This window comes from Pontibacter sp. LHS2 (assembly GCF_058932845.1).
The window spans coordinates 856,323-880,841 of sequence record NZ_JBZYWG010000001.1 but is presented as its reverse complement, the minus strand read 5'-3'; the positions used below and the strand labels follow the sequence as shown (position 1 = coordinate 880,841).

Here is a 24,519-nt window from a genome sequence, read left to right as displayed (position 1 = left end):
ATCTTCCAACCTTTTTATGATACCTTCTTTAACGGGAGGCTTTAACCAAAGTTACGCCGTCCGTGAAAAAAATTATAAAACAAAAAGGCTGACGTTTCAAGTCAGCCTTTTCTAAACAATTCGAAGCTTTTTACACTTCAAGCTTTGTATATCCTTTTATACGAACTGCCCTGGGGCAGGTTCGGTCAATTAGAATCTTTTTTTGCGGAAACCTCCACGATCGCCACCGCTGCTGCGACGGTCACCGCCTCTGAAAGAGTCACGGTCGCCACGGCCACCGAAACGACTTCCACCGCCTCCGTATCCGCCACCTTCCTTGCGAGGGCCACGGTCACGATCTCCGTAACCACCACGGTCGACACCGCCGAAGCGCTTGCCACCACGGTCGCCGCCACGATCAGCACCGCGATCACTGAAGCCGAAGTCTTCTCTGCCACCACCGGCAGCACCGCCTTCTTTCTTCTGTGATTTCTCTACGATCACCATACGGCCATCTACTTCGATGCGACCTACTTTCTGCAGGATGTCAGCTGTATATTCGCTAGGAACCTCTACAAAGCTGAACTTGTCGTATAGGTCGATGTCACCTACTTTAGAAGCAGGGATATCGGCGTTTTGGCTCAGCAGATCGATCAGATCCTTTGGATGCACACGGTCTTTCTTACCAATGGTGATGAAAAGACGGTCGAAACCAGCTTTTGGTCCACCAAGACCTTTTTCAGCTTCTTTGCCCGCTTCTTTTGTTTTAGCTTCTTTCAAAGTCATCTTCAAAAGAGCAGCAGCAATTTCAAGTGAAGTATACTCTTCGTTCACCAGGCTCTCGATCTTGGTGATGTGCTTGCTCAGGTTGCCCTTCTCAAGTACTTCACGCACTTTCTCGAGGTATGCGCTGGTACGCAGTTCGTTTACGTCTTCGTAAGTAGGTACCTGCTGGAGCTGGATATTCGCTTTGGTATAGCGCATGATATCCTTCAGCTTGTACATGTCCGAACGGCCAGATACGAAAGAGAAAGCACGGCCAGACTTACCGGCACGGCCCGTACGACCGATACGGTGTACATAAGACTCTTCGTCCTGCGGCAGGTCGTAGTTGAATACGGCCTCTACGTTGTCCACGTCCAGACCACGGGCAGCCACGTCAGTTGCTACCAGTATTTCCAGTGTACCGTTGCGGAACTTGCCCATCACGTTAGAACGCTGGTTCTGGTTCAGGTCACCGTGAAGCGCGTCAGCGAAATAGCCACGTGCCTGCAGGTTGGTTACCAATTCGTCTACCATACGCTTGGTATTACAGAAAATAATAACCGACTTCATGTTGTGCATGTCCAGGATGCGGGAAAGAACTTCCTGCTTCATAGAGTTACGCACCTCAAAGTATACCTGATCGATGTTAGTTACTGTCAGCTCCTTGTGCACCACCTTCACGATCACCGGATCTTTCTGGTAACGCTTAGTAAGGTCCATGATCGGCTTAGACATCGTAGCTGAGAAGAAGATCGTCTGGCGCTCTTCCGGCATTTTGCTCAGTACAAACTCGATGTCGTCACGGAAGCCCATGTCGAGCATTTCGTCAGCCTCGTCCAGGATGATCTTTTTGATCTTGTCCAGTTTCAGGGTACCGCGTTCGATGTGGTCCATCACACGGCCCGGCGTACCGATCACGATCTGCACACCCTGCTTAAGGGCACGCAGCTGACGGTCATACGCCTGACCACCGTAAATAGGCACAATGCTGATGCCTGGCTTATACTTAATAAGTTTCTGGATTTCTCCGGCTACCTGAATAGCCAATTCACGTGTCGGGCACAGGATAAGTGCCTGTACACTGCGATCGTTCTCGTCGATGCTTTCAATGGTAGGTATACCAAAAGCGGCCGTCTTACCGGTACCCGTCTGGGCCTGTCCGATAATGTCGCGTCCTTCTAGTACTACCGGGATTGCTTCTGTTTGGATGGGAGATGCTTCTTCGAAGCCCATGTCAGCGATAGCACGCTGTACTTCCGGCGAAAGCGGAAGCTCGTCAAATCTGATTTTGTTCATTCTGATTATAATAACTTTTTACACTACGTCTGGAGACAGCCTGTCCATAAACCCTTCTTTACGAGAAAGAAGTCCGACAAGAATAAAAATCAACCAGGTTTTGCTTTAACAGCGGTGTAGCCAGTTTTACTTAAATCAGACTGATTCCAAATCGGCTGCAAAGGTACGCATAATAAATGACATCATCGTCATGCGTTGTAATATATTATAAATCCACCGGTTACAAGTATTTGGGTATTATTCAATTATAAAATTGTTCTGAGAAATTAGTGAACGATTATATTTATTTCAAATTCTTTTTTATTTTGCGTCAAAATATTCCAAATTATTATTGAAATAAGAAACACCAATTTCATTTACCCGTAAAAAGAGGACATTTGCACTTTAAATCAGGCTGTTAACTATTATTAAAATTTTTCATTGGTATATCCAATATATTGCACGTAGTTTAGTGTACTACTGGATGAAAACCAGTTTAATTTTAACAGCATAAATTTAGCTTACTATTTAGGATAGCCTTTAGCGTATCCTTTGACCTAGGCTATACCTACGCCACCCTGCTCATCCATTTGAAAGCAAAAAAAATATATGAAAAGATGTGTGAAAGAAATTTCACCTATAAAAATACCCTAGATTTTTAACCCTTTAATCCTTTCTAATTATGTTACACTTCTCCAAAATCACAGCTAAAAGCAAAGACTTTCATTTAATCGCTTCTGGTGCGCTTGCCTTTAAGATCCATAATAAGATCTTGAAAGATGAGGATTTCATGAAGGGTGCCAAAGTATCACGCAACCTACTTCAAAGCAATGCCATCATTAAGTCAGACAGAAGTGAAGCAAAGGTGTTCTTTGTGATCATCTCCGACCTTGATAAAATGAACGCGTCTAACTTGTGTAGCATGATTGCGAAGGAGCGTGCAAAAGGAAGCTATGCCGTCTGTCAGGTTATCCCGATGTACTATAACGAGCCGTCTTTCAAGGCGCTCAAGATGCTGCGACATAATTTTGACGAAGTGATTGAGCTTAATAAATTGACGCTGGGAGGTGGCAAAGCGCTGATGAGCACCGAGCAGCAGCACTGTATTATCACGGACTACTCTATTTCAATGGCTCGTATCATGCGCAATGTTTGTGTGCATGACCATGTGTCCGCAAAAGATAAAGAGGAAAAGAAAGGGCAGATCGTATACGCCTAGCCTTTTACTCAAATTTAGAAAGGCAAAAGCTCCTTCGCGCAAGCGGTGGAGCTTTTTGTTTTTTATACCTTGACCGACAATCACTTGCTATGGGGTATATATTATTTTGGAGCCAGGTACTGGCATAAGCCACACAGTAGCTGTATCTTTAGAATCCCGTTAAACCTCCGCAAGCTATGTCGCAAAATTTCAAGATACTCTCTTCCTCAGCAGGTTCCGGAAAGACCTATACCCTGACCAAAGAATACTTGAAGCTGGCGCTGCATACTTCTGACCCGGATTATTACCGTTCTATCCTGGCCATTACTTTCACCAACGATGCCGCCGCTGAAATGAAGGAGCGCATACTGGGGGCCTTGCGCAACTTCAATAATCCTAACCTGAGTACAGCAGAACAGCAGAAGAGCGAAGACTTGCTCGGAAAGATCGTGGCTGAACTGCAGCAACGCTTTCCGGACGAAAGGTTTGACATAGAGCAGATTCGCCAGCGTGCCAGACAATTATTTACACAGATCCTGTATAACTACAGTGACTTCTCTGTCAGCACGATCGATAGCTTTGTTAACAAGATCGTTCAGGCCTTTACGAAAGAGCTTAATATCCCTTACAACTTTGAGGTAGACCTGGACTCCCAGACCCTGGTTAGCACAGCCGTACAATTGCTACTGGATAAGGTCAGTAACCGGAAGGACGATTTGCTGTCTGAGACCCTGGAACAGTATGCACTGGAAAAAGCCCGTGAAGGACGAAGCTGGAACACGCTGGCCGACGACCTGGCCGACTTTGCCAAGAACCTGCTCAATGAACAGGTATACGAAGCGGTAACGGACCTGAAAGGACTTACTTTGGAGGACTTCAGAGAGATAAGAAAACAACTCAAGGACTTACAGGAAGGTATACTGGGCGCTTTACAGGAAGATGCCGGCAAAGCGCTGCAAGCCATTACTCAGGCAGGCCTCTCCCCTGCTGACTTCTACCAGGGCAATCGCGGACTTGTTGGCTACTTTACAAAGTTTAACCGTGAAGCAGACCTGACTTACGGCAACAACTACGCCCGCCAGACAGTGGAAGAAGACAAGTGGTATGCCGGCAAGGCCTCTACCGCTATTAAAAACCAAATTGACGGAATAAGACAGCTGCTCACCGATCTTTACTATAACATTGAGTCGATCAAAGAACAGTTTGCGGGTACCTTTACCCTGATCTCAGCAGTAGTGCCACACCTGTACAAAGTATCGGTGCTGAATGAACTGGAAAAATGTCTGCAGGAGATCAAGCTTGATCGTAATACCGTGCACATTTCAGAGTTCAACAAGCGCATCATCGACATTGTGCTGCAGGAGCCGGTGCCATTTATATATGAGCGGCTTGGGGAGAAGTATAACCACATCCTGATCGATGAGTTTCAGGACACCTCGGTACTGCAGTGGAACAACCTGTTGCCGCTCGTCGATAACGCCCTGGCTTCCGGACATTTTAGTATGGTGGTGGGCGATGCCAAGCAGGCGATTTACCGCTGGCGTGGCGGTGAGATGGAACAGATCCTGCATCTCTATAAGAATAACACGCACCTGCTTTATGAAAACCGGCGCCATGGACACATGATCAGGGAGCGTTATGAATCAGTGCGTGAAAACCTGGCTCCCGATGAGTTACAGCAAAACTTCAGAAGTCGACGCGAGATCATCGAGTTCAACAACAAGCTGTTTACCTTCTTCAGTGAGCAACACAAGGTATATGGTACCTTCACCTCTATCTACGACGATAAATTTGTGCAGGAGGCTCCCACAACAGGAAAAGCGGGTGGCAAGGTGCAGATCATGTTTACCTACCCGGACGACCTGAACTTCAAATACGACCTGAACAGCTGTGTCCGGACAGAAGAATTTTACGATGACTATACCCATGAGCAGGTACTGAGCTACGATGCGAGTACCCTGAACATGGTGATCGAACTTGTGCGTCAGGGCTTGGCAGATGGCTATACCTTAAAGGACATGGCTATCCTGTGCCGTACTAATGCAAAAAGTAAGCTGATCGCCAATTTCCTGAAAGAGAAGCAGTACGATATTATTTCGCAGGACTCGCTTTCACTGCAGTTTGCGGAAGTGATCAATGTAATCATTGCCATGTTCCGGGTCTTCAACCGTCCGAACGACACGCTCGCCAAGTCAGAGGCGCTATACCTGATCCATACCGTGACCACTGGCAAGGTGCCTACCACGGAGCTGGCCCAAACAATCGCCCGCATCTCTAATCAAGCCGACCCGAAGCTGTTCTTTGACTATTTGCGTGAAGAGGGCTTTGATGTGAAAGAGCGTGAGACAGGCAACTTGTCGATCTATGAACTCACCGAGCAGCTGATTCGTATTTTCAATTTGCTGGGCCATAACAACGAATGCGAGTACCTATTCCGCTTCCTGGACCTAGTGCTGGAGTATAGCCTTAAGAACAGCAACAACCTGAATAACTTCCTGGCTTATTGGGATGTGCAGAAGGAAAAACTGAGCATCAACACCCCAAAAGACCGAAATGCCATCACCATTACCAGTATTCACAAGGCCAAAGGGCTAGCTTACCCGATCGTGATCATTCCGTTTGCCGATTGGAGCACGGAGCCGCAGACGAGGGCCTTGATGTGGAGCCGTTTGTCTGATGATAACAAAGTGATGGGCAAATTGCGCAGTGTGGCTGTCAATATCAGTTCACGCCTGGAGCATACTGAACTGGCCCATCAATACAACACTGAGATCGAAAAGACCTTTATTGAAAACCTGAACATGCTGTATGTGGCGCTCACCCGCCCAAAGGACAGGCTATACCTGATCGGCAATGCGAAGGATCTGCTTGAAGAAAGAAAGGCGCAGAAAGCACTGGAAGGGACAGCCAAGAATGTGAGTCACCTGCTGTACCGCTACCTGGTGACCGAGGGCTTGTGGGAGCCCGGAAAACTTTGCTACCAGGTATACGCCGGAGAGCCCAAGGCGCAGGACAGCGGTAGCCGAGAGATCGGACCGGTGTATACCCTGGATTACCTGCAAACCAACGACTGGGCGCAGCGACTCCAGTTAAAGCAACATGCCAATAATGTTTTCGACTTTGAAACACAGACTGAGCAGCGCATTCAGAACAAGAAGCTGCACTATGCCCTTTCCCGCATCCTGACTGCTGCGCAACTGGACGATGTGCTGCGTCAGATGGTGTACCAGGGCATTATCAGCGACCGCGAGAAAGGTACTTTAAAAGACCGCTTGCTGGAGGTGGTAAATCACCCGAAGATCAGCCATTATTTTTCGGAAAAGGTCATTGTAGAACACGAGAAGGAACTGCTCGATGCCCGCGCCTATCTTTACAAGCCCGACAGAGTGGTATTTGATGGTGATCAGGTCGTGCTGCTGGAATTCAAACTGCCACCGCCACTGGAAGAGCACCGTAACAAACTTGACCACTACGCTGTGCGCTTTAAGCAGCTCGGTTACGAGAAAGTAAAATGCCTGCTTTACTACTTCGATACAGAAGAACTATACGAATGGTCCTACGGTGGCAAGAGCCTGCAGATGGGGCTGGCGCTCTAAATAAGCAGGCAATATTTAAGCTATAAGTACGCATTACATCTAACCAACAAACATTCGCATGGACAAAGCAGCACAAACGATGATCGATAACCTGCAAAAGAATACAGGAAAATCACTCGAAGAATGGATACAGATCGTGCACGGTACAGGTCTCCAGAAACACGGTGAGATTGTGAAATTCTTGAAAACCGATCATGACTTTACCCATGGCTTTGCTAATATGGTAGCGCTCAAGGCAAAGGGTAGCGATGCTGGTTCAACTGAGAAACCTGAGGATCTGGTTGAAAAACAGTACAAAGGAAAAGAGCAACTCCTGCCCATATATGAAGCCCTTGTTGCCCAGATCAAGCAGTTTGGGGATGATGTAGAACTGGCTCCTAAAAACGCCTACGTCAGCGTGCGCAGCAAAAAGCAGTTTGCTCTGATACAGCCATCCACTAAAACCAGGCTGGATGTAGGTATCAACCTGAAAGGCAAAGAAGCAGTAGGCAGACTCGAAAACTCTGGTAGTTTCAATGCTATGTGCTCGCATCGCGTGCGACTGGAGCAGGCAGTGGATGTTGACGCAGAACTGATCGGTTGGCTGAAGGCGGCTTACGAAGAAGCAAAATAAGAGAATACAGGTATTGCATTAGCTGAAAAGAGATAAGTAAAACAGCAGAGGTAGCATATGGAACAGAGAATTACATTAATTACGCTAGGTGTTAAGAACCTACAGCGCTCAAGAGAATTTTACCAGCAAGTGTTCGGATGGCAGCCACTTGAGAGCAGCACTGAAAGCATCATTTTCTTTCAGTTAAATGACCTGCAATTAGCACTGTTCCCTCAGGAATCATTGGCAGACGATGCTGGTCTGGAAGCTGATGGCAAAGGGTTTAAAAGCTTTTCACTGGCCTATAATGTGCTCTCTGAAAAAGAGGTAGACGAACTGGTGGCGGAACTTGCCGGCAAAGGCGCCCGTGTGCTCAAGCAACCCGAAAAAGTATTCTGGGGTGGCTATAGCAGCTACATCGCCGACCCGGATGATAACCTCTGGGAGATCGCTTTCAATCCTTTTCTTCCAATGGATGAAGACGGAAAGGTTTTGAGTTAAAAAGTTAAGAAGTTAGAACGTTCGATAATTTGTAGTTACAAATCGCTACCTATCGATATCGTGTATCAACGATTCATTCCATCACTCAATTACTTAATCTCTCCTTAAAAAGTGCAGACCTTCCTAGAGCTAGCGGCAAAGTACGTTTACGAAAAGTATAAAGAGAACATCAGCGAGCTGTGCATTGTGCTGCCGTCCCGTCGTGCGAGTTTCTTTTTCAAGAATGCACTGGCGCAGGCTGCTCCCGAGCCGATCTGGTCTCCGGAAGTGTCAGGTATGGAGGATTTCATCACCAGGCTGGCGGGAGTAGATGTGTTAGAGCCAATCAACCTGCAACTTGAGCTCTATGATCTGATGCGGGAACAGGACCCCAATCTTGATTTCGACCAGTTCATCACCTGGGGTAGTACCCTGCTGGACGACTTCAGCCGCATTGACCAGAACCTGGTGGACACCGGTAAGTTGTTTGACTATGTAAGCGAGGCCAAGGCCCTGGAACGATGGGATCCGGCTAACTTAGGCAAGGAGTTGACGCCAGCTGTCAAAAAGTACTTTAGCCTCTGGGAAAACATTGAGAAGACCTATCACAACCTAAAGAACCACCTGGATGAGCGAAAGCAGGCTTATACAGGTATGGCGTTCAAGATCGTGTCCGATAACATAGAGCAACTGGCTAAGTCACCTGAATGTGCACAGTATCTATTTATTGGTCTCAATGCTCTTACAAGTTCTGAGGAGAAGATCATCCGTACACTGCTCAAACACAACAAAGCGGAAGTGCTGTTCGACTCTGATGACTTTTATATGGAGGAAGGTACACCCAACCGGGCTGGCAGCTTCCTGCGCAGGTATAAGAGCACCTGGAATTTACCGGAATGGCGATGGCAGCAAAACCTTTTGCTCACGGACGAGAAAGAGATCAACGTGATCGGAGTGGCCAATGCGAGCATGCAGGGCAAGCTGGCTGGGCAGCTGATACAGGAAATCCGGCAGCGGGATAAGCACGCTCAGGTAGCCGTTGTATTGCCTGACGAGACACTTCTGCTTCCCGTGTTGCATTCTATACCTAATGAGGTGGCAAATTATAACGTGACGATGGGCCTCAGCTTCAAGGGCACGCCGCTTTATAACCTCATCGATCTGCTCTTTGATGTGCACCTCACGGGTGTGACACAACTGCAGGAGTCTGGTTACAAGGTATACCAGTATCATCACCTGACGGTAACCAAGCTGCTCTCCCACCCTTTCATCCGCAGGTATGAGCTATACCTGAACGAGCAGCCTGACAAGCAGGAACTGCACGGTTTTGTGCAGCGTGTGCTGGACCGGATCGTGCAGGACAACCGCGTGCTGATCACGGCTAATGACCTGTTGAAAATGGGCAAGCACGAACCGCTCTTTGAAGTGCTGTTCAAATCCTGGCGCGATTGCGACGACATCATTGCTTCGCTTTACCAGCTGATCGACTTGCTGCATAAAATGTACAGTCATCAGCCCAGCACCATTGAAACCGAGTACCTCTACATTTTCTATACCATCGTCAAGCGACTCGACACCATCTTCGATTGTCGGGAGCAGAAGATCTCGGTACGCAGTTTCCGTAAGTTCCTGAACGAACTGATTGGCCGGCAGCGTCTGCCATTCAGTGGTGAGCCCATCTCGGATCTGCAGATCATGGGTATGCTGGAGACCCGTGCCCTCGACTTCGAGAACCTGATCATCCTGTCGGTGAATGAGAACACGCTGCCTGCTCCTAAAAGGCACGAATCGCTGATGCCATTTGATGTGCTCAAGCAGTTTGGGCTACCGACTTATGCCGAGTCGGAAGGCGCCATGGCTTATAACTTTTACCGCCTCCTGCAGCGGGCCAAAAACGTGAACCTGCTCTATGTATTGCCATCCGACACCTATGGCTCAGGTGAGAAAAGCCGTTTTATTCTACAGCTGCAAAACGATCTGGCCCTCCGTAACCCCAAGATCAGATTTCGGGATCTGACCGCTACGGTGGAGCTGCGTGATCAGAAAACATACGACGAAGATATTGTTATCCACAAAGATGCTCAGACATTGGAGCAGTTGCGGCAGGAACTGAAGCGCGGCCTCTACCCATCTCATCTGAACATGTACATCAACTGTTCACTGCAGTACTATTTCAGCCGCATCGCCAAGATCAGGGAGATCGACGAAGTGGAAGAACAGCTCGGGGCAGACCAGTTCGGTACCATTGTGCACCAGGTGCTAGAGGACTTTTTCAGGCCTTTTGAGCAAAATGGCCAGCCAATTGAAAAGCCCCATGTATCGCAGATGCTGCAGGATTTGCCGGCCAAGGTGGAGGATGAATTCAAGAAAGTGACACGTGGCGCGACACCGGAGCGCGGCATGAACTTCCTGCTTTTCAAAGTAGCTGTGCAAGTGCTCGAGAAGTACCTGGAAAGTCTGTTAAGCTCAGATGATGAATTACCACTTTATGTGCTGCGATTGGAAGAGCAACTGGAAACTACCTTGCTGGTGCAGGTTGGCGATGAACTTATACCTGTAAAAGTAGCCGGTAAGGCTGATCGCATCGACTTGAAAGGCACGGAGCTTCGTGTGATCGATTACAAGACCGGCAAAGTGGAACGCAACCAGGTGAACGTGAAGCCGGATGATGTAGAACTGCACTTTATCACATCGCCCAAGTACGACAAGGCACGGCAGCTGTGGCTCTATGAGTACATCCTGCAGCGTAACCTGGAGCAAAAACCTGAGCTACTGCTCCGTAATGCAGGTCATTTGGATCCGACTCGTATCGTTGCAAAATCAGGAATACTGTCGTTCCGCAATCTTGATGCCGGGGTCCTGACAGCAGACTTCCCTTTTGAGCAGGCTACCGGGGAAGACTTTATCACTTCTTCTGAGAAGCTGCTCACCAGTTTCGTTCAGGAATTGCTTGATCCGAATGAAGTAATCCGGAAAACAAAAGAGCTGGAGATCTGCCAATATTGTCCGTATAGGGGAATTTGTGCGCGTTAAGTTGATTATATCTGACTTTTATAATATTATTTAAGCAAAGCATGCAACTACTCATTGATTTTTAGCATCTTACAACTATAAGATAGCCTATATTCCTATGAAACAGCAGCCATTATTCAAAGCCGTCGCCCTTCTGTGCTTGGGGCTATGCTTCTTTTCCTGTGATAAAGAAGAAGAAATAGAACCGGTGGAAGTCATCGTGCCGCTGAAGGTTGGCAATGAATGGGTATATGAACTCATAGACTACAATTCTGATGGGGCTGTATTGTCAACCAGCATGTTCAGAAGACAAGTGGTAAAAGACACCCTGATCAACAAAACAACCTGGTACATTATGAATAATGGGATGATTGTCCGCAATGACAAGGATGGCTACGTGCACTACAGAAAGGACGCTAGAGAGCAGTACATCACCTACCCTAGTCCGGATATGTCTGGCATCGGATACGGGTATGAGTATCCCAATTATACCTTGTGGATCTTCCACAGAAGGACAGCAGGCCTTGTAACTGTACCGGATTCGCCACATGCAAATCAAGCAATAGAATTCAGTTTTGAAAGACAAACTTCTCAAAAATCTTCTTCCTCTCTCAGCACAACCTGGGTTAATGAATATGTAGTTCCAGAGATCGGTATGATCCGAACTGACTGGTATTATGCCGATTCTGACAAGTTGATGCGCCGCTATGAACTCAAAAATTATCGTGTGCAGTAAAAGTCTGTAAGGGCGTGTTTTGCAATGAATCAAAAATAATGAAGTAAAAAATCCCAAGGCCCGTATATAGAGCTTCCGATATTATGCGTTGATCCCACAACGGGTCTTTTATACTTCATACATTTTTAGTAATATCGGATTCTTAACACATGCCGATAAATTTGATTGCATTGCGTACCTCCATTATCACCCTTCTCTTATTTGTATTCACTTTAACCGCCTTCGGTCAAAGCGCTAACCTGCAGGTTGTAGCAATGCCCGGTGACGGAATTTATACCTTGTTACGCCGCCACGGCCTCAACCCTTCCGAGCATCTTCAAAAGTTTGTGGAGATGAATAAAGAGCGTTTTGGCAAAGACAATGGCCTGATTGCCGGAAAAGAGTACACCTTGCCTGAGGGCGCTACCTCAGCCGAGAATACGACTGTTGTCAGCGACAATACACGTGTCGCCACAGAGGCCAGTAAAACACGAAGCGAATCAAGTGCCGGCCCAGCCAAGGTGGCCGCCCGGATGATTGAAATGCCTTTGTTTGGGGACAGGTATGCGCGTGTGGAAGTAAAGTCAAACAAGCTACAGGGAGCAGTGTATTATTTAAGTTCCGGGCATGGTGGTCCTGACCCGGGTGCGGTGGGCAAGTATGGCAGCCATGATCTCGCAGAAGATGAATATGCCTATGATGTAACCATTCGTCTTGCCCGCGTGCTAATGGAGCATGGTGCAACCGTGTATATGATCGTGCAGGACCCGGAGAACGGAATACGTGACGAGGGAATTTTGAAAATGGACCGGAATGAAGTGGTTTACCCTAACCAACCGATCCCGCTCAACCATAGTGCGCGACTACGACAGCGAACGAATGCAGTTAACAACTTATACTTGAAGCACAAGGGTTCCTATCAGCGCATGCTGGCTATACACGTTGACAGCCGCAGCGAAAGCCAAAACATCGATGTGTTCTTCTACCACCACGAAAACAGCAAGGATGGGGAGCAGCTAGCTAAGAACATTCACCAGACTTTCACAAACAAATACAGACGTTACCAACCCAACCGCGACTACTCCGGTAATGTAACGCAGCGGAGCAGTCTGTACGTGATTAAGTACAGCCACCCGCCTACCGTATTCATTGAGCTCGGAAATATCCGCAATGTGAAAGATCAACGTCGCTTTGTGATTCCCGATAACAGGCAGGCCCTCGCCAACTGGATCTACGAAGGCCTGCTAAGCGACTACACGGCCCAATAATAAGAGAGGCAGCCGAATTTTACGGCTGCCTCTCTTATTTACAGACCTTATTTGTTTGGCTGTGCTTTTGCGTAATCAACTTTCAGTAGGTTTAGGATCGCATGGCGGTGTGCATCAGCTGACATCGTTTCAGCGTCTTTGTCTACCATATCCTGCGTCCCGATCAGTAATTGCCGCTTCACATCGTCATCGTCCTTATCCCGACTGAAGTACAGCGCCACATAATCGTTCTGCCCAAAGAACCCTTCCCTGCCAATGCCCATTTCGTTAAGGATACCATTGAGCGTGTCCACTACTCCGGGCTCTTCTCCACCTGCTACTCCAATGTATTCGAAACCCGCATCAGTTACCTCCCGGTGTCTTGGAAAAGCTTTCAGCACTTTCGTCTTAAAATTCTGATTCATTTCCCCTTCCTGAAAGCGGTGTAGGATGACATTATTATGCATCTATTTATATGAATTAAATTTTAACAAATAATACTTTATTTAGCTAAGTGCGCATACTGCATTGGTTTAAACTCATCTCATGGGGATTTTAGTGAATAAGATCACATATCAGGTTCCACCACAGGATTTCAGTTATACCCTGGAGCGTATGCCGACCTACCCAAAGAGCGGTATCGTAATCCGCGACATAAAGTTTGCCTGACAGGACTGCTGACAATGCGAATATCCTGACTGTTGTTTCAGTTAAATAGGCTGTATGTTATCTCTACTTGAACACAGAAAGCATTAACTCAATTGTATATCCCATTCACTAACTTATGCGGATGCTAAATGCAATTTAATTAACATAGGCCTCATGGTATAGCCGATTGATTGAAAGCAACTTATGTGCTATTTTAAACAAAAGAGAATGCCCTTCGTTAATAATTATAGGAACATTACAATACAATAAGTACAATTATTTGCGAACTATTAAAGACTACTACTATGAAAAGAATTTATTTACTTTCAGCTTTAATTATTTTTTTATCAACCAATGTCTTTGCGCAGGATGTGGAAGACCTTCCCCGGCCTCAAACGTCAGCCCCGGTAGCTAGTGATGCTATACAACAGGGAAATTGGCTTGTTGGCGCTAGTGTTGCCAATGTTGGTCATAACTTCAAGTCCAGAACCTTCAGCTTGGATTTAACTCCCAGAGCAGGCTATTTTATCAGTGATAATGCAGTGATCGGTGCTCAGGCGCAGTTAGGTTTGTCTATCTACAGTGGTGGCGAATCGTTCCGATATGGTGTGACGCCATTTGTCCGCTACTATTTCCCTGAGGGAGCCTCTCCTACCGGCAGATTTTTTGGTGAAGCCGTTGTAGGTATAGCTGGTAGTTCTGAAGAAGACAGTGATGGCGATTCAGTTTTTTCACGCGTATATGGTGTTAGCGGTGGCTATGCGTACTTTGTAGCGAGAAACGTAGCGCTAGAAGGTATGCTTAACCTGATCCGTAGCAATGCTAACGTAGACTTTGGTGGATCTTCTACTGGTCTTTCCATTAGTCTAGGCTTACAGATTTATCTGCCTGCAGGTAATTAAGCCGCTATATTCAAAGTAAAGCCCGCTCCAGAGAATTGGAGCGGGCTTTACTTTTTTTAATTCTGACATGACTTATGCTCATCGTAATACTTTATCAAGCAAATGTCTGCTGCCATCAATTTTATGCTTGTATGGCAAACCCAATATTTCAGCAATCAATGGGTATACATCCACGTTTTCGAAAGTGTCGACTTTCACGCCTTGTTTAAATGCGGGTCCCCAGGCATAAAAGGTAGCATGCATCTCTTTCACTTTGGTCGCGTCGTAACCGTGTTGGCCAGGGTGAGGCGGACGGGATGAAAAGTGGAAAACCTTCGGAGCATCTGACAGTAAAAGTATATCTCCTACCCGCCCATACTTATCGTCTTTGGCACCGTAGCGCAGGTGTTTCGGCATGTTCTTCTTTCTGTATACCTGATACTCTTTTGCCTCTTTCTTCAACTTGCGGTAGGTTGGTTTAACAGCCTTTTTATCTTTGGCGTGCAACTCCACCACCATACCCCCACCCGACACCATAAACTTAGCTGTATCAATAGCTGCTGGCAAAGGCAAGGTGTTTTTGGTATCTATCTGTAGCATGCCGTGGTCCGAAACAAAAACATAATTCACCGGCAAGCCCGTTTTAGCAACAGCCTCAGTTAAGAGCTGCATGTTTTTGTCCAGTTCAAATACAGCCTGTTTGGTTTCAGGTGCATCGGGACCGTAACGATGTCCGGCATGATCTACTTCGGGCAAGTAAAAAGTTATCAGGTGAGGGCGCTTCTCTTCGGGCAGACTCAACCAGTCTACAACCGTTTGAATACGGCGCTCGATTGGCATTACTTCGCTGTACTGGTAGTGATAGGTGGGCAGTATACCTTGAATGGGTGCTTCAGAGCCAACCCAGAAAAAACTGGCCGCTACCATTTTTTGCTGTTCCGCCAGTACCCAAAGTGGCGTACCGCCATACCAGCTGCCATCTTCTACTTTGCTACGGTCGCGCATGGTATAGTGCTCTTTGCGTTGCGGATCGTAAAAGTAATTATTGATCAAGCCATGGCTGGCAGGGTATAGCCCCGTCACAATTGAATAATGGTTGGGGAAGGTTTTAGAAGGAAAGGCTGGTAACATAGACTCCGCCTCCACACCTTGCGCTCGTGCAGATTTAAGGAATCGGGTGTCGAATTTATCGGCATAATCATACCTGAAACCATCTGCTGATATTAGAATAACATAAGGTTTATCTTGCTGTGCCGGGCTGTTATATCTGTCAGAGATAACACGCTGCACTGTGTCTACTTGTGCCATTGCCACTCCCTGCCAGAGCAAGCAGACTAGCAAAATGAAAATCTGTTTCATGTAGCAAAGATAAGCCAAATGCAGGAGGGCCGCCAACACGCCAGTTTTAAAAAACTGTTAAGTCGTATCCAAGACTTTTAGAAATTTAAATTTAAAAAAGAAACATTGGTCATTATTCTATAGTGAAGTATTGTCTACCTTGTCTCAACACATAATAAAAAACAGATGCTGCACAAAGCCCCTCCTTTTACACTGACCTTTCTGGGTGGTGCCGGTACTGTGACCGGCTCTAAAATCCTGCTCAAAACAGATAAACACCAGGTACTGATCGATTGTGGTCTGTTTCAGGGATTAAAGCAATTGCGCCTGCTCAACTGGCAGAAACTGCAGTTGAATGTCGAAGAATTAGACGCTGTTATTCTTACGCATGGACACTTGGATCATTGCGGCTATTTGCCAGTACTGGCAAAGAATGGGTACAGTGGCCCCATCTACGCCACCACACCAACACGGGACGTCACCGAAATCATACTGCGGGATAGTGCCCGGATACAGGAAGAGGACGCTGCCGAAGCTAACCGCAGAGGCTATTCTAAACACACCCCTGCCAAACCACTCTATACCTCAGGTGACGTTGACATGACAATGCCATTGTTTGAGACGCATGACGCTGATCAATGGGTAATCGTCAATGAGGATATTAAATTCTGCTTTCGTAAGAGCGGTCATATTCTGGGTTCCGCTTTTATTGAACTCAAGTGTAAGGGGCGAACGATTATCTTCTCAGGAGATATTGGCCGTCGACAGCCCTTGTTGTTGGAGCCGCCTGCTAGTATTCGGGAAGCAGACTATATTGTGCTGGAATCTACTTATGGTGACAGACTGCACGGGCAAGCGTCGGCCTACGAGTCTTTGCAGGCCTACGTGAACCATACAGTTGAAAAAGGGGGTGTGCTGGTTATTCCAAGTTTTGCGGTGGAGCGTGCGCAGGAACTATTGCTTGTCCTGAACACACTACGTGAAGACCGCAGCATACCTCCCATACCGATCTACCTGGATACCCCGATGGGCATTGACGTGACTGAGTTATACCTGCACCACCGCGACTGGCATAGCTTAAGTGATGCCGAGTGCCACACGATGATGCGCGATGTGCATGTCATACGTGACTTTGAACAGACCTTGCGTGTGCTCGACAAACCAGGACCTAAGATCGTGATTGCTGGTAGTGGCATGGTAACAGGAGGGCGCGTGCTTTACTACCTAGAGCGACTGCTGGATGATGCGAAAAACACGGTGCTGCTGGTTGGCTATCAGGCACCTGGCACACGCGGAAGTCTACTCCTGAGCGGAGCCACAGAAATCAAAATGCAGGGTAATTACTATCAGGTGAGAGCTGAGATTCAGCAAATTTCATCACTCTCTGCGCACGGCGATCAGGCTGACCTACTGTGGTGGCTCGGCCATCTGAAAGAGGCCCCTCTACATGTATACCTCAACCACGGGGAAGCACAGGCGCTGGAAGCGCTTCGGCTCAAAATAACGGACACGCTAGGATGGGGCTGCACCATAGCTGAAATGGGAACAACCTATGAATTGCATTAAAAGCAAGCTACTTGACGAACAGACGCTTATCGAAAGCGAAAGGCTCCACTTTATCAATCCGGACTTTGTGAAAGTCTGGATGACGCGGATTGACGAGGTAATTGAAAGAGCCCTGTACGGTAGCAGAGGGCACCTTGAGTATAAGATTGGCTCCATCCATTACGTAGCGATCACCTACTTTCTGAGTGTCGTTGCTGTGCGGAAATGACTTCCATGAGGCTGGAATATCTTTTTCTTTTATTTCCCCCATGGCAGCATCGTCGGGGAGCTCAATGGTGACGAGGTGGTAATCTTTGGGAACAATGCCAAGTGGCATGTGCACGGCTATTTCAACAGTACACAAGGCAATGGATTCGCTAGTGTAAAGTACAGCTGTGCCTTTACTGTTCCAGCGTCCCCCTGCCAGCTCAGCACCTTTGCCGGACAGGTCATTGCTATACTGCTTTCTGCTGAGCCGGTATACGATCATGCCAGCACACCATGTTCAATGCGGGTCAGCTCGTCGCGTAGCAGACCGATGCCAAATGTGCTGTCCAGTAATTCTTTAGGGCGTATACCTCCGAGGGCTACATTTTTTGCTTCCAGCCAGGCATCAAAATCCTCTTTCTCACCAAACACCTCTACCCCTTTGTTATAGACTAATGTAATTTCCAGAATCTTTTCGGAGTGCAACGGGTCAAACTTACGCTGCTCTTTCTTATAGCGCTGGAAGGTGCGCTCTGATAGGTGCAAAAACTCCGACCACTCCCCTATGCTGAATGGAATTTTGTTGGCAATGTTTTGAAAGGTAGCGTACTTTATACCTTCCCGCACGGTTGTGATCAGCATGAAAACATCCCGGTCATCGATGAGACTGTAGCTGATCCCGCTGTTTATTTTAAGTGCCTTGCCCATAATTAAATCCTTTTCTCAAATATACGAAATGTGTCGTTATTTTGACGACACTTTACATATATTAATTTTATTCTAAGCGGGGCCAATACCTTGTTTTTGCTGCTAATGATCTCCCGAATTTGAGCTATACCAGTGCCAAACTGGATAATATGACAAAAATAAGGAGAAGTGTTAGTGGAAAGGCACTATTAAAGGCCAGGCAGCGTTGGAAGCGAGAATCAATAAGCTTTAATCATGCGACGCCACTTAATCGCAATTGGATTTATGTTAGTTGGCACTTTAGCTGCCTGCACCTCCCAAAATGCCATCACTGAAAATAAAGTTGCCCCCAAGCCTGAACTCAGCCTGACCGACGTGATCCCTGTCAGAAAACCTGCCACACAGGAGGAGCAGCTGCAGCAGAAGAAATTTCTCGAATCGCAGGCCAAACGATTCAAAAATCGCAAAGCAGCCTCTGCTTATTATGCGCTGGAAGCGAAACGAAACTTCAACGAAAACAAACCCGACTCAGCCAGTCTGCTATTTGGTAAAGCCTGGTTGATGGATAGCACGAACAACGAGGTATACTGGGGTTACGGGCTTGTATACGGTCAGCAAAAATCATTTGACAAAGCGCTATTCGTCCTGTATCATGCACTGGAGAAAGACCAGCACAATCCACGATTGCTCACCGACCTGGCGACCAGTCATCTTGGGCGCTTCTATGCTGAAAGCAACCCGGCAGATTTACTCCAGAGCCGCAAACTGCTGGAAAGCGCCGTGCATTACTCCCCCAACGCAGCTGACGCTTATTACAAATTAGCCATCAGCCACTATTATCTGCAGGAGTACGGTAAGGCTTGGAACTACCTGCACAAGAGTATCAGTAAGGACAAGGAGATGGCAGACGCCGCATTTATTGCCGCCTTGCTCGAGAAGCAGGAAGACCCGGCTGGCAAATACCAGTAATTGACAGGGATGCATTTGGTAATTCCAGACAGGTGGCGTATTTTTAAAACTTAGAAGGATAATCCCCTATAGCTTATACGATCACATGAAAAGAGTATTCCTGGCTGCGGCCACCCTATTACTGAGTGCCTCCATGGGCTTTGCGCAAGAGCAGCAGACTCCGCTACCGCCTAAAGTGCTCCCTATGTTTGGCAACGTGGCCAAGACAGATGCGCAGCAAAAAGCCGATGAGAAATTCCTGACCAGCTGCGACAAGAGTTTCGAAAGCCGTACAGAGGCCAGCAACTTCTTCATGGATCGTGGTTGGGAGTTCCTTAACGAAGGCCAGATTGATACTGCTGTGTATCGCTTCAACCTGGCGTGGCTCCTGAATCCGGATAACTTTAACACCTACTGGGCTTTCGGATTGGTGGAGTATAACAGAGGCAATATAAAAGATGCCTTGGGTATGTTTGACCGCGCCCTGAAGTACCAGCCTAACAACTCCCTGCTGCTTTCAGATATGGGCTCGGCTTATCTGCAGCTGTATGTCACAGACAAAAAGAAAAAGAACCTCAAGCAAGCGGCTGCCTATCTTGACCGCTCGTTAAAATCTGATCAGAACAATGCGTTCGCCATGTCAAGCCTGTCGCAGGTCTATTTCCATAACAAGAAATACGCCGAAGCCTGGGACTACTTGCACCGTGGCCGTGACCTGAACATTATGTCGCTCGACTATACCTATCTGTCAGATTTAATGGCCCGCATGCCGGATCCGAAAGGCATGTTCCGCATCGAAACAGAAGCAGCTAAATAATCAAGGAACAACACTGAAGCACCATCCAACCTTAATTGATTGACATGAAAAAGAATCTTTACAAAGTCTCCGCCCTCCTATTGGTCGGAAGTCTTTCGCTATCATCTTGCGTCGTTTCCAAAAAGAAATACGAAGACCTGATGGCCCGCAAGAATGCGCTGGAACTGGACAAGTCAGAACTGGAGCAACAGAAGAGCACCCTGGAGCAGCAGAAATCTGCGCTGGAAAGTGAAAAAGCTCAGCTGGAGCAGGAACGTGCCGAACTGGAACGCCAGAAAGCAGAATACCAGCAAAGCCTGCAGCAGGCCTTGAAAGAAGGTAAAGCGCTGGGTGAAACCCTGAACATGAACAAGTCGCAGATCGACAAACTGAACGCTGACCTGAAAGCACGTGAGCAACGATTGGCCGAACTGCAGCGCATTCTTGACGAAAAAGATAAAGCCGTAAATGCTCTTCGCTCTAAAGTGAGCAACGCTCTGCTTGGCTTCAATGACAAAGACCTGACCGTGAACATCCGTAACGGCAAGGTATACGTGTCGCTGGCAGAGCAATTGCTGTTCAACTCCGGTTCTACCAAAGTAGACCCTAAAGGTGTTGAGGCACTTAAGAAACTGGCCGCTGTACTGAAAGAGCAACAGGATGTAAACGTAGTGGTGGAAGGTCACACGGATGATGTGCCGATCGCCCGTGGCACCGTAGGAATGCAAGACAACTGGGATTTGAGTGTGCTTCGCGCTACTGAGATCACCCGCATTCTGACGCAAGCCGGTGTTCAATCTGAACGTGTAACACCATCTGGCCGCAGCTTGTACGTACCCCTCGACAATGCTAAAACGAAAGAGGCCCGTCAGAAAAATCGCCGTACGGAGATCATCCTGACCCCTAAGCTGGACGAACTGTTCCAGATCCTGGAGTCTGCCTGATCTGCATAGATCATAAATTATGAAAGCCAGCTTCGTAAGGAGCTGGCTTTTATTTTAAAGACATAATAAGTTTATCTCAGAAGCAAGACACTATGCCTTGAAAGGTAGCACTAAGCTCTTACTTCGGTTTCAGGTAGAGGCATGGCTGGTACAGCTAACTCAGGTATAGCTTCGGTAACAAGAGGTGCCGGCTGCGGTAACACCCGTTTCAAAATAGGAAGCAGGGCAAAGTATAACAGCACGCCAACAGGTATAGCCAGTATGGCCCAGGCCGAAACGGCTGCCAGGTTGGCAACCCAGAGTTTATTCAAAGCAGCCAGCCAGTCTGTTTTAAACATGGTGATCATCTCGTCTAAAGTCAGCTTCAGATCATCCAGTCCGAAAATAAAAATACCAGCTTTAATAAACGGGAGGATCAGCAGAAGCTGTAAGGGATGAACCAGATAGCTCACCAGTACCGTTGCTGCGATATTCAGTCTGAAACGGGCTGCAAGTGCAGTACCCATTACCGTGGTGATGCCCAGTGCTGGCAAGATTCCCACCACCGAACCGAGCGCAACCGTCACGGCCAGCTTATGCGGCGTCATCCCCTGCCGGAGCAGGTTGAGCACAGGCTGTGTGATGCGGCGTTTAAAAAATCCGGTGATGATAGAGGTAGACAAACCCTTGGCTAAATTAATAATGGGTAAAAGAATTATAAAGAAGACGCCCTAATGCTTAAAAGAGTTGCATGTGCTGCAGCATAAATGATGCCTTAAATCTTATTAAGTTTAATGCCACCTTATATGCAAAAGTAACCTCTCAACTTTCGGTTTGTTTTACTTATTCTAACATAAGTCTGACATTGCCATCCTAAAGGGCTATTTACTTTCTGATTTGTAGGAAACGAAGAATTTTATCAATGGTAAGCGCATGTTCCTCGGTGCCATCCGTGCCCAGCATAAAAGCATAGGCTTGCAGTTCAGGGGTGTTGTCAAAATATATTTTGAACATGCCTATGATGGGTACTGCCACGAACATGCCCGGCAAACCCCACAGCATACCTCCAACTATAATGCTGAGGATTGTAAAAAGTGGGTTAATGTTGACGCGACTGCCTGTTATATTGGGCGTCAGGATGTTGTTCTCGGTAAACTGAACTGCCAGAAAAAACAACAATACGGCAAGGGTTTTTTGTGGATCGCCCTGCACGATCAAGGTATAGAGCAGTGGGATGGCACCACCGATCAGTGTACCAAAGTAAGGTATAAAATTGATGAAGGCTGACACAATGCCTAACAAGATGGCATACTCTACCCCAATGATCAGCAAGCCGGTCGAATTGATAACACAAAGAATCAGGATAACAATCACCACGCCCCCCATGTAGTGCTTTGTCACAACGGAGATTTCATCTATCATCACTTTTACCTTACCGTGGCGATGTGAGGGCAAGGCTTTAAATAGAAAATCTTCAAACTTATTGCGATAATAGAGCATCAGGAAAATGTAGACTGGCATCAATGCAAATTTGGTAAGGGTACTAGTCGTAGCCAGCAAGATCTCAGCGATGGCTGAACCGCTAAGGTCAAGCGCATTATTTACCTGTAGCCGAAGCCAGCGCTCGTTAGACTGGCTGTCATCCCCAAATTTGCTATCTATATGTGCTTGCAACTGATCGATGTTGAGGAGGGCTTTTTCTTTTAACTCAGGAAAATCTGTCAGAAATACCGAAAGTTGCTTGTAAAGTAGTACCATCAAACCTGCAAAAAGGGCCATAGCTGTGATAATGGTAGCAAAGTTGGCCAGCAGCCGGGGGATGCCCCACTTCTCCAACTGCTTGACGATCGGGTACAGCAGGTAAGCAAACAGCAAGGCCATTACCAAAGGGTATAGAAACTCACGTGCCTCTATCAGTACATAGACCAGTAACACTAAAAACAATAACCAATACGTCAGCTTCTTTATTCGACTGTAATCGTTTGCCATACTCTTCTTACTGAAAAAATAGCCAATGGGATATATTGGAATCCGTACCTTTGCAGATCACGTACCCATGCCTATGGCTTCTTTTAATAAATTGGGACTCTCCCCTGCGCTATTAGAGCGCCTCGCTGAGCTAGATTTTCATACCCCTACTCCTATTCAACTTGCCGCTATACCTCCGCTCCTGAAAGGACAGGATGTTGCAGGACAGGCTGAGACAGGTAGTGGAAAAACAGCTGCCTTCGGTTTGCCGCTTTTGCAGCAGATCGATACTGATAAACAAGTTGTACAAGCGCTGGTGCTGGTTCCTACCCGTGAACTGGCTGTGCAGGTACGTCATGAACTGAAACAACTAGCCCAAAAGATCGACAACCTTAAGATCAGTGCTTTTTACGGCGGGCATTCTTTCTCTCAGGAAAGGGCATCGCTGGCTTTCCCGCCGCAGGTGCTCGTAGGTACGCCCGGCCGCCTGACCGACCACCTCTACCGGCAGACCGTCGACTTTAATCAGGTACGCATGCTGGTACTCGATGAAGCTGATAAACTCCTTGAAATGGGCTTTGCTGATGAAATAGACCAAATCTTAGAGGCTATACCTAAAAAGCGACAGGCTGTCCTTTTCTCAGCTACCATGCCAGACGAAGTAAAGCAACTGATATCGGAGTCACTTAAAAATCCGCAATTTGTGCAGGTGTCGCCTAACGCTATACCTGATCAGGTGCGGCTCACAGGAATAAAAGTTATGCAGCCGGATAAGCAGCAAGCCTTGCTCCATCTCCTGCAAAGCATTAACCCCGCTGGCACGGTGGTGTTCTGCAATACCCGCGGCGCCTCCGACGATGTGGCGGCCATGCTGGCCAAGCACGGTTTTGGGGCTCGCTCCCTTCATGGCGGAATGGAGCAGCAGGACCGCGACAAGGCCATGACGCTTTTCCGCAACGGAACCACGCAGGTACTGGTCGCTACCGACCTCGCAGCTCGCGGACTCGATATTGCCGCGCTCAAAAATATCATCCATTACGAACTGCCTGACGACGATGCAGCCTACCTGCATCGCAGCGGACGCACCGGTCGAGCCGGACGAAGCGGAGAGGTCTATACCTTCGCCACCACCCGCGATGAGCAAAAGTTGCGCGATTGGGGATTGGTGCGGATGGATGAATGGCTGAATACAAATGAACTGGCTGCACGCGTCGAGAAAGCTGAACCGGAAAGTACAGAAGCCTTTGCCACACTCCACATCAACGCAGGCAGAAAAGACAAGCTGAGCCCCCGTGATATTGTGGGTGCACTGATCGCCGCCGTCGGCCTGAAAGCCGATCAGATCGGCCGCATTGAAGTGCAGGACAAAGCAAGCTATGTGGCTATACCTGCCGATCGGGCACAGGAGATTGTGGCGGCATTGACTACTGGCAAGATAAAGGGACGGAAGTTCAGGGTTGGGTTAGTGAAGTAGTGGAGTTTTGGAGTTAGTGAGCTAATAATTTAAAAGTATCTGCCCCTCTCGCTAGCCTTTGGCGAGTGTGGGCTATCATGCGGACTCTGGCCGCTTTTATTCGTGCCAAGTGGCGGGACGCCACTGGATAACTCTTACTCGCGGGACGCGAGCGAGGGGAAGAATAGTCTGGTCTCAACCACAATTCAGATTTCTCCCAAAGGTCGAAATGACAATAAAACTCAACCTGTCAGAATCGTGCACAA

At 47.5% G+C, this 24,519-nt stretch carries 21 protein-coding genes; 14 read left to right on the top strand and 7 right to left on the bottom strand.

The genetic code is table 11. The annotated features are described in order from the left end of the window. Positions 1-189: 189 nt before the first annotated feature. The gene (locus AC5FX6_RS03805) at positions 190-2,040 is read right to left on the bottom strand and encodes a DEAD/DEAH box helicase (RefSeq protein WP_493595699.1); all 1,851 of its coding nucleotides are present in this window, start codon (positions 2,038-2,040) and stop codon (positions 190-192) included. A 661-nt stretch (positions 2,041-2,701) separates the two neighbouring features. On the opposite strand from AC5FX6_RS03805, the gene AC5FX6_RS03800 reads away from it, so the two are divergent. From AC5FX6_RS03800 to AC5FX6_RS03770, 7 genes are all read left to right on the top strand, one after another. Beyond that, complete coding sequence (locus AC5FX6_RS03800) at positions 2,702-3,238, top strand: hypothetical protein (RefSeq protein ID WP_493595698.1); 537 nt, start codon at positions 2,702-2,704, stop codon at positions 3,236-3,238. Between the two features lie 176 nt (positions 3,239-3,414). After that, entirely contained in the window at positions 3,415-6,813 is a 3,399-nt protein-coding gene (locus AC5FX6_RS03795; protein ID WP_493595697.1) for a UvrD-helicase domain-containing protein, read from the top strand. A gap of 58 nt (positions 6,814-6,871) precedes the next feature. Next, positions 6,872-7,426, top strand: a complete 555-nt coding sequence (locus AC5FX6_RS03790) for a DUF4287 domain-containing protein (RefSeq protein ID WP_493595696.1) — start codon at positions 6,872-6,874, stop codon at positions 7,424-7,426. 57 nt (positions 7,427-7,483) lie between these two features. Continuing rightward, complete coding sequence (locus AC5FX6_RS03785; RefSeq protein WP_493595695.1) at positions 7,484-7,906, top strand: VOC family protein; 423 nt, start codon at positions 7,484-7,486, stop codon at positions 7,904-7,906. 111 nt (positions 7,907-8,017) lie between these two features. Next, positions 8,018-10,918: a PD-(D/E)XK nuclease family protein gene (locus AC5FX6_RS03780; RefSeq protein ID WP_493595694.1), complete on the top strand. Its 2,901-nt coding sequence runs from the start codon at positions 8,018-8,020 to the stop codon at positions 10,916-10,918. A gap of 97 nt (positions 10,919-11,015) precedes the next feature. Further along, a complete protein-coding gene (locus AC5FX6_RS03775) occupies positions 11,016-11,633 on the top strand; it encodes a hypothetical protein (RefSeq protein ID WP_493595693.1) in 618 nt (205 codons plus the stop codon). A 149-nt stretch (positions 11,634-11,782) separates the two neighbouring features. Further along, complete coding sequence (locus AC5FX6_RS03770) at positions 11,783-12,880, top strand: N-acetylmuramoyl-L-alanine amidase family protein (RefSeq protein ID WP_493595692.1); 1,098 nt, start codon at positions 11,783-11,785, stop codon at positions 12,878-12,880. 47 nt (positions 12,881-12,927) lie between these two features. Here the strand turns inward: AC5FX6_RS03770 and AC5FX6_RS03765 are convergent, their stop codons facing one another. Then, positions 12,928-13,326, bottom strand: a complete 399-nt coding sequence (locus AC5FX6_RS03765) for a hypothetical protein (protein WP_493595691.1) — start codon at positions 13,324-13,326, stop codon at positions 12,928-12,930. A gap of 79 nt (positions 13,327-13,405) precedes the next feature. Between AC5FX6_RS03765 and AC5FX6_RS03760 the strand changes: the two genes are divergently transcribed. Further along, positions 13,406-13,528 (top strand): hypothetical protein, encoded by a 123-nt coding sequence (locus AC5FX6_RS03760; protein WP_493595690.1) that lies wholly within the window; start codon positions 13,406-13,408, stop codon positions 13,526-13,528. A 284-nt stretch (positions 13,529-13,812) separates the two neighbouring features. Continuing rightward, the gene (locus tag AC5FX6_RS03755; protein WP_493595689.1) at positions 13,813-14,409 is read left to right on the top strand and encodes a hypothetical protein; all 597 of its coding nucleotides are present in this window, start codon (positions 13,813-13,815) and stop codon (positions 14,407-14,409) included. A gap of 78 nt (positions 14,410-14,487) precedes the next feature. Here the strand turns inward: AC5FX6_RS03755 and AC5FX6_RS03750 are convergent, their stop codons facing one another. Further along, positions 14,488-15,747 carry an alkaline phosphatase family protein gene (locus tag AC5FX6_RS03750; protein ID WP_493595688.1) on the bottom strand — a complete coding sequence of 420 codons (1,260 nt, stop codon included), beginning with the start codon at positions 15,745-15,747 and terminating at the stop codon, positions 14,488-14,490. A gap of 165 nt (positions 15,748-15,912) precedes the next feature. On the opposite strand from AC5FX6_RS03750, the gene AC5FX6_RS03745 reads away from it, so the two are divergent. Beyond that, complete coding sequence (locus AC5FX6_RS03745; RefSeq protein WP_493595687.1) at positions 15,913-17,292, top strand: MBL fold metallo-hydrolase RNA specificity domain-containing protein; 1,380 nt, start codon at positions 15,913-15,915, stop codon at positions 17,290-17,292. Positions 17,293-17,299: 7 nt separating this feature from the next. Here AC5FX6_RS03745 and AC5FX6_RS03740 read toward each other — a convergent pair whose 3' ends face one another. Both AC5FX6_RS03740 and AC5FX6_RS03735 read right to left on the bottom strand, forming a co-directional pair. Further along, positions 17,300-17,761: an RES family NAD+ phosphorylase gene (locus AC5FX6_RS03740; protein WP_493595686.1), complete on the bottom strand. Its 462-nt coding sequence runs from the start codon at positions 17,759-17,761 to the stop codon at positions 17,300-17,302. Beyond that, positions 17,758-18,186 (bottom strand): Xre family toxin-antitoxin system antitoxin, encoded by a 429-nt coding sequence (locus AC5FX6_RS03735; protein WP_493595685.1) that lies wholly within the window; start codon positions 18,184-18,186, stop codon positions 17,758-17,760. The genes AC5FX6_RS03740 and AC5FX6_RS03735 overlap by 4 nt, the downstream gene beginning before the upstream one ends. Before the next feature lie 234 nt (positions 18,187-18,420). Between AC5FX6_RS03735 and AC5FX6_RS03730 the strand changes: the two genes are divergently transcribed. The 3 genes from AC5FX6_RS03730 to AC5FX6_RS03720 all read left to right on the top strand — a co-directional run bounded on the left by AC5FX6_RS03730 (position 18,421) and on the right by AC5FX6_RS03720 (position 20,853). Continuing rightward, on the top strand, positions 18,421-19,134 hold the full coding sequence (locus AC5FX6_RS03730; protein WP_493595684.1) for a tetratricopeptide repeat protein: 714 nt from the start codon (positions 18,421-18,423) through the stop codon (positions 19,132-19,134). A gap of 85 nt (positions 19,135-19,219) precedes the next feature. Further along, positions 19,220-19,930 carry a tetratricopeptide repeat protein gene (locus AC5FX6_RS03725; protein ID WP_493595683.1) on the top strand — a complete coding sequence of 237 codons (711 nt, stop codon included), beginning with the start codon at positions 19,220-19,222 and terminating at the stop codon, positions 19,928-19,930. Positions 19,931-19,974: 44 nt separating this feature from the next. Further along, positions 19,975-20,853, top strand: coding sequence for an OmpA/MotB family protein (locus AC5FX6_RS03720; RefSeq protein WP_493595682.1), 879 nt, complete (start codon positions 19,975-19,977; stop codon positions 20,851-20,853). A gap of 110 nt (positions 20,854-20,963) precedes the next feature. Here the strand turns inward: AC5FX6_RS03720 and AC5FX6_RS03715 are convergent, their stop codons facing one another. Together AC5FX6_RS03715 and AC5FX6_RS03710 are read right to left on the bottom strand one after the other, a co-directional pair. Then, complete coding sequence (locus AC5FX6_RS03715) at positions 20,964-21,515, bottom strand: DUF2062 domain-containing protein (RefSeq protein ID WP_493595681.1); 552 nt, start codon at positions 21,513-21,515, stop codon at positions 20,964-20,966. A gap of 202 nt (positions 21,516-21,717) precedes the next feature. Next, the gene (locus AC5FX6_RS03710) at positions 21,718-22,821 is read right to left on the bottom strand and encodes an AI-2E family transporter (RefSeq protein ID WP_493595680.1); all 1,104 of its coding nucleotides are present in this window, start codon (positions 22,819-22,821) and stop codon (positions 21,718-21,720) included. A gap of 73 nt (positions 22,822-22,894) precedes the next feature. On the opposite strand from AC5FX6_RS03710, the gene AC5FX6_RS03705 reads away from it, so the two are divergent. Continuing rightward, positions 22,895-24,274: a DEAD/DEAH box helicase gene (locus tag AC5FX6_RS03705; RefSeq protein WP_493595679.1), complete on the top strand. Its 1,380-nt coding sequence runs from the start codon at positions 22,895-22,897 to the stop codon at positions 24,272-24,274. The last annotated feature ends 245 nt before the right edge of the window (positions 24,275-24,519 follow it).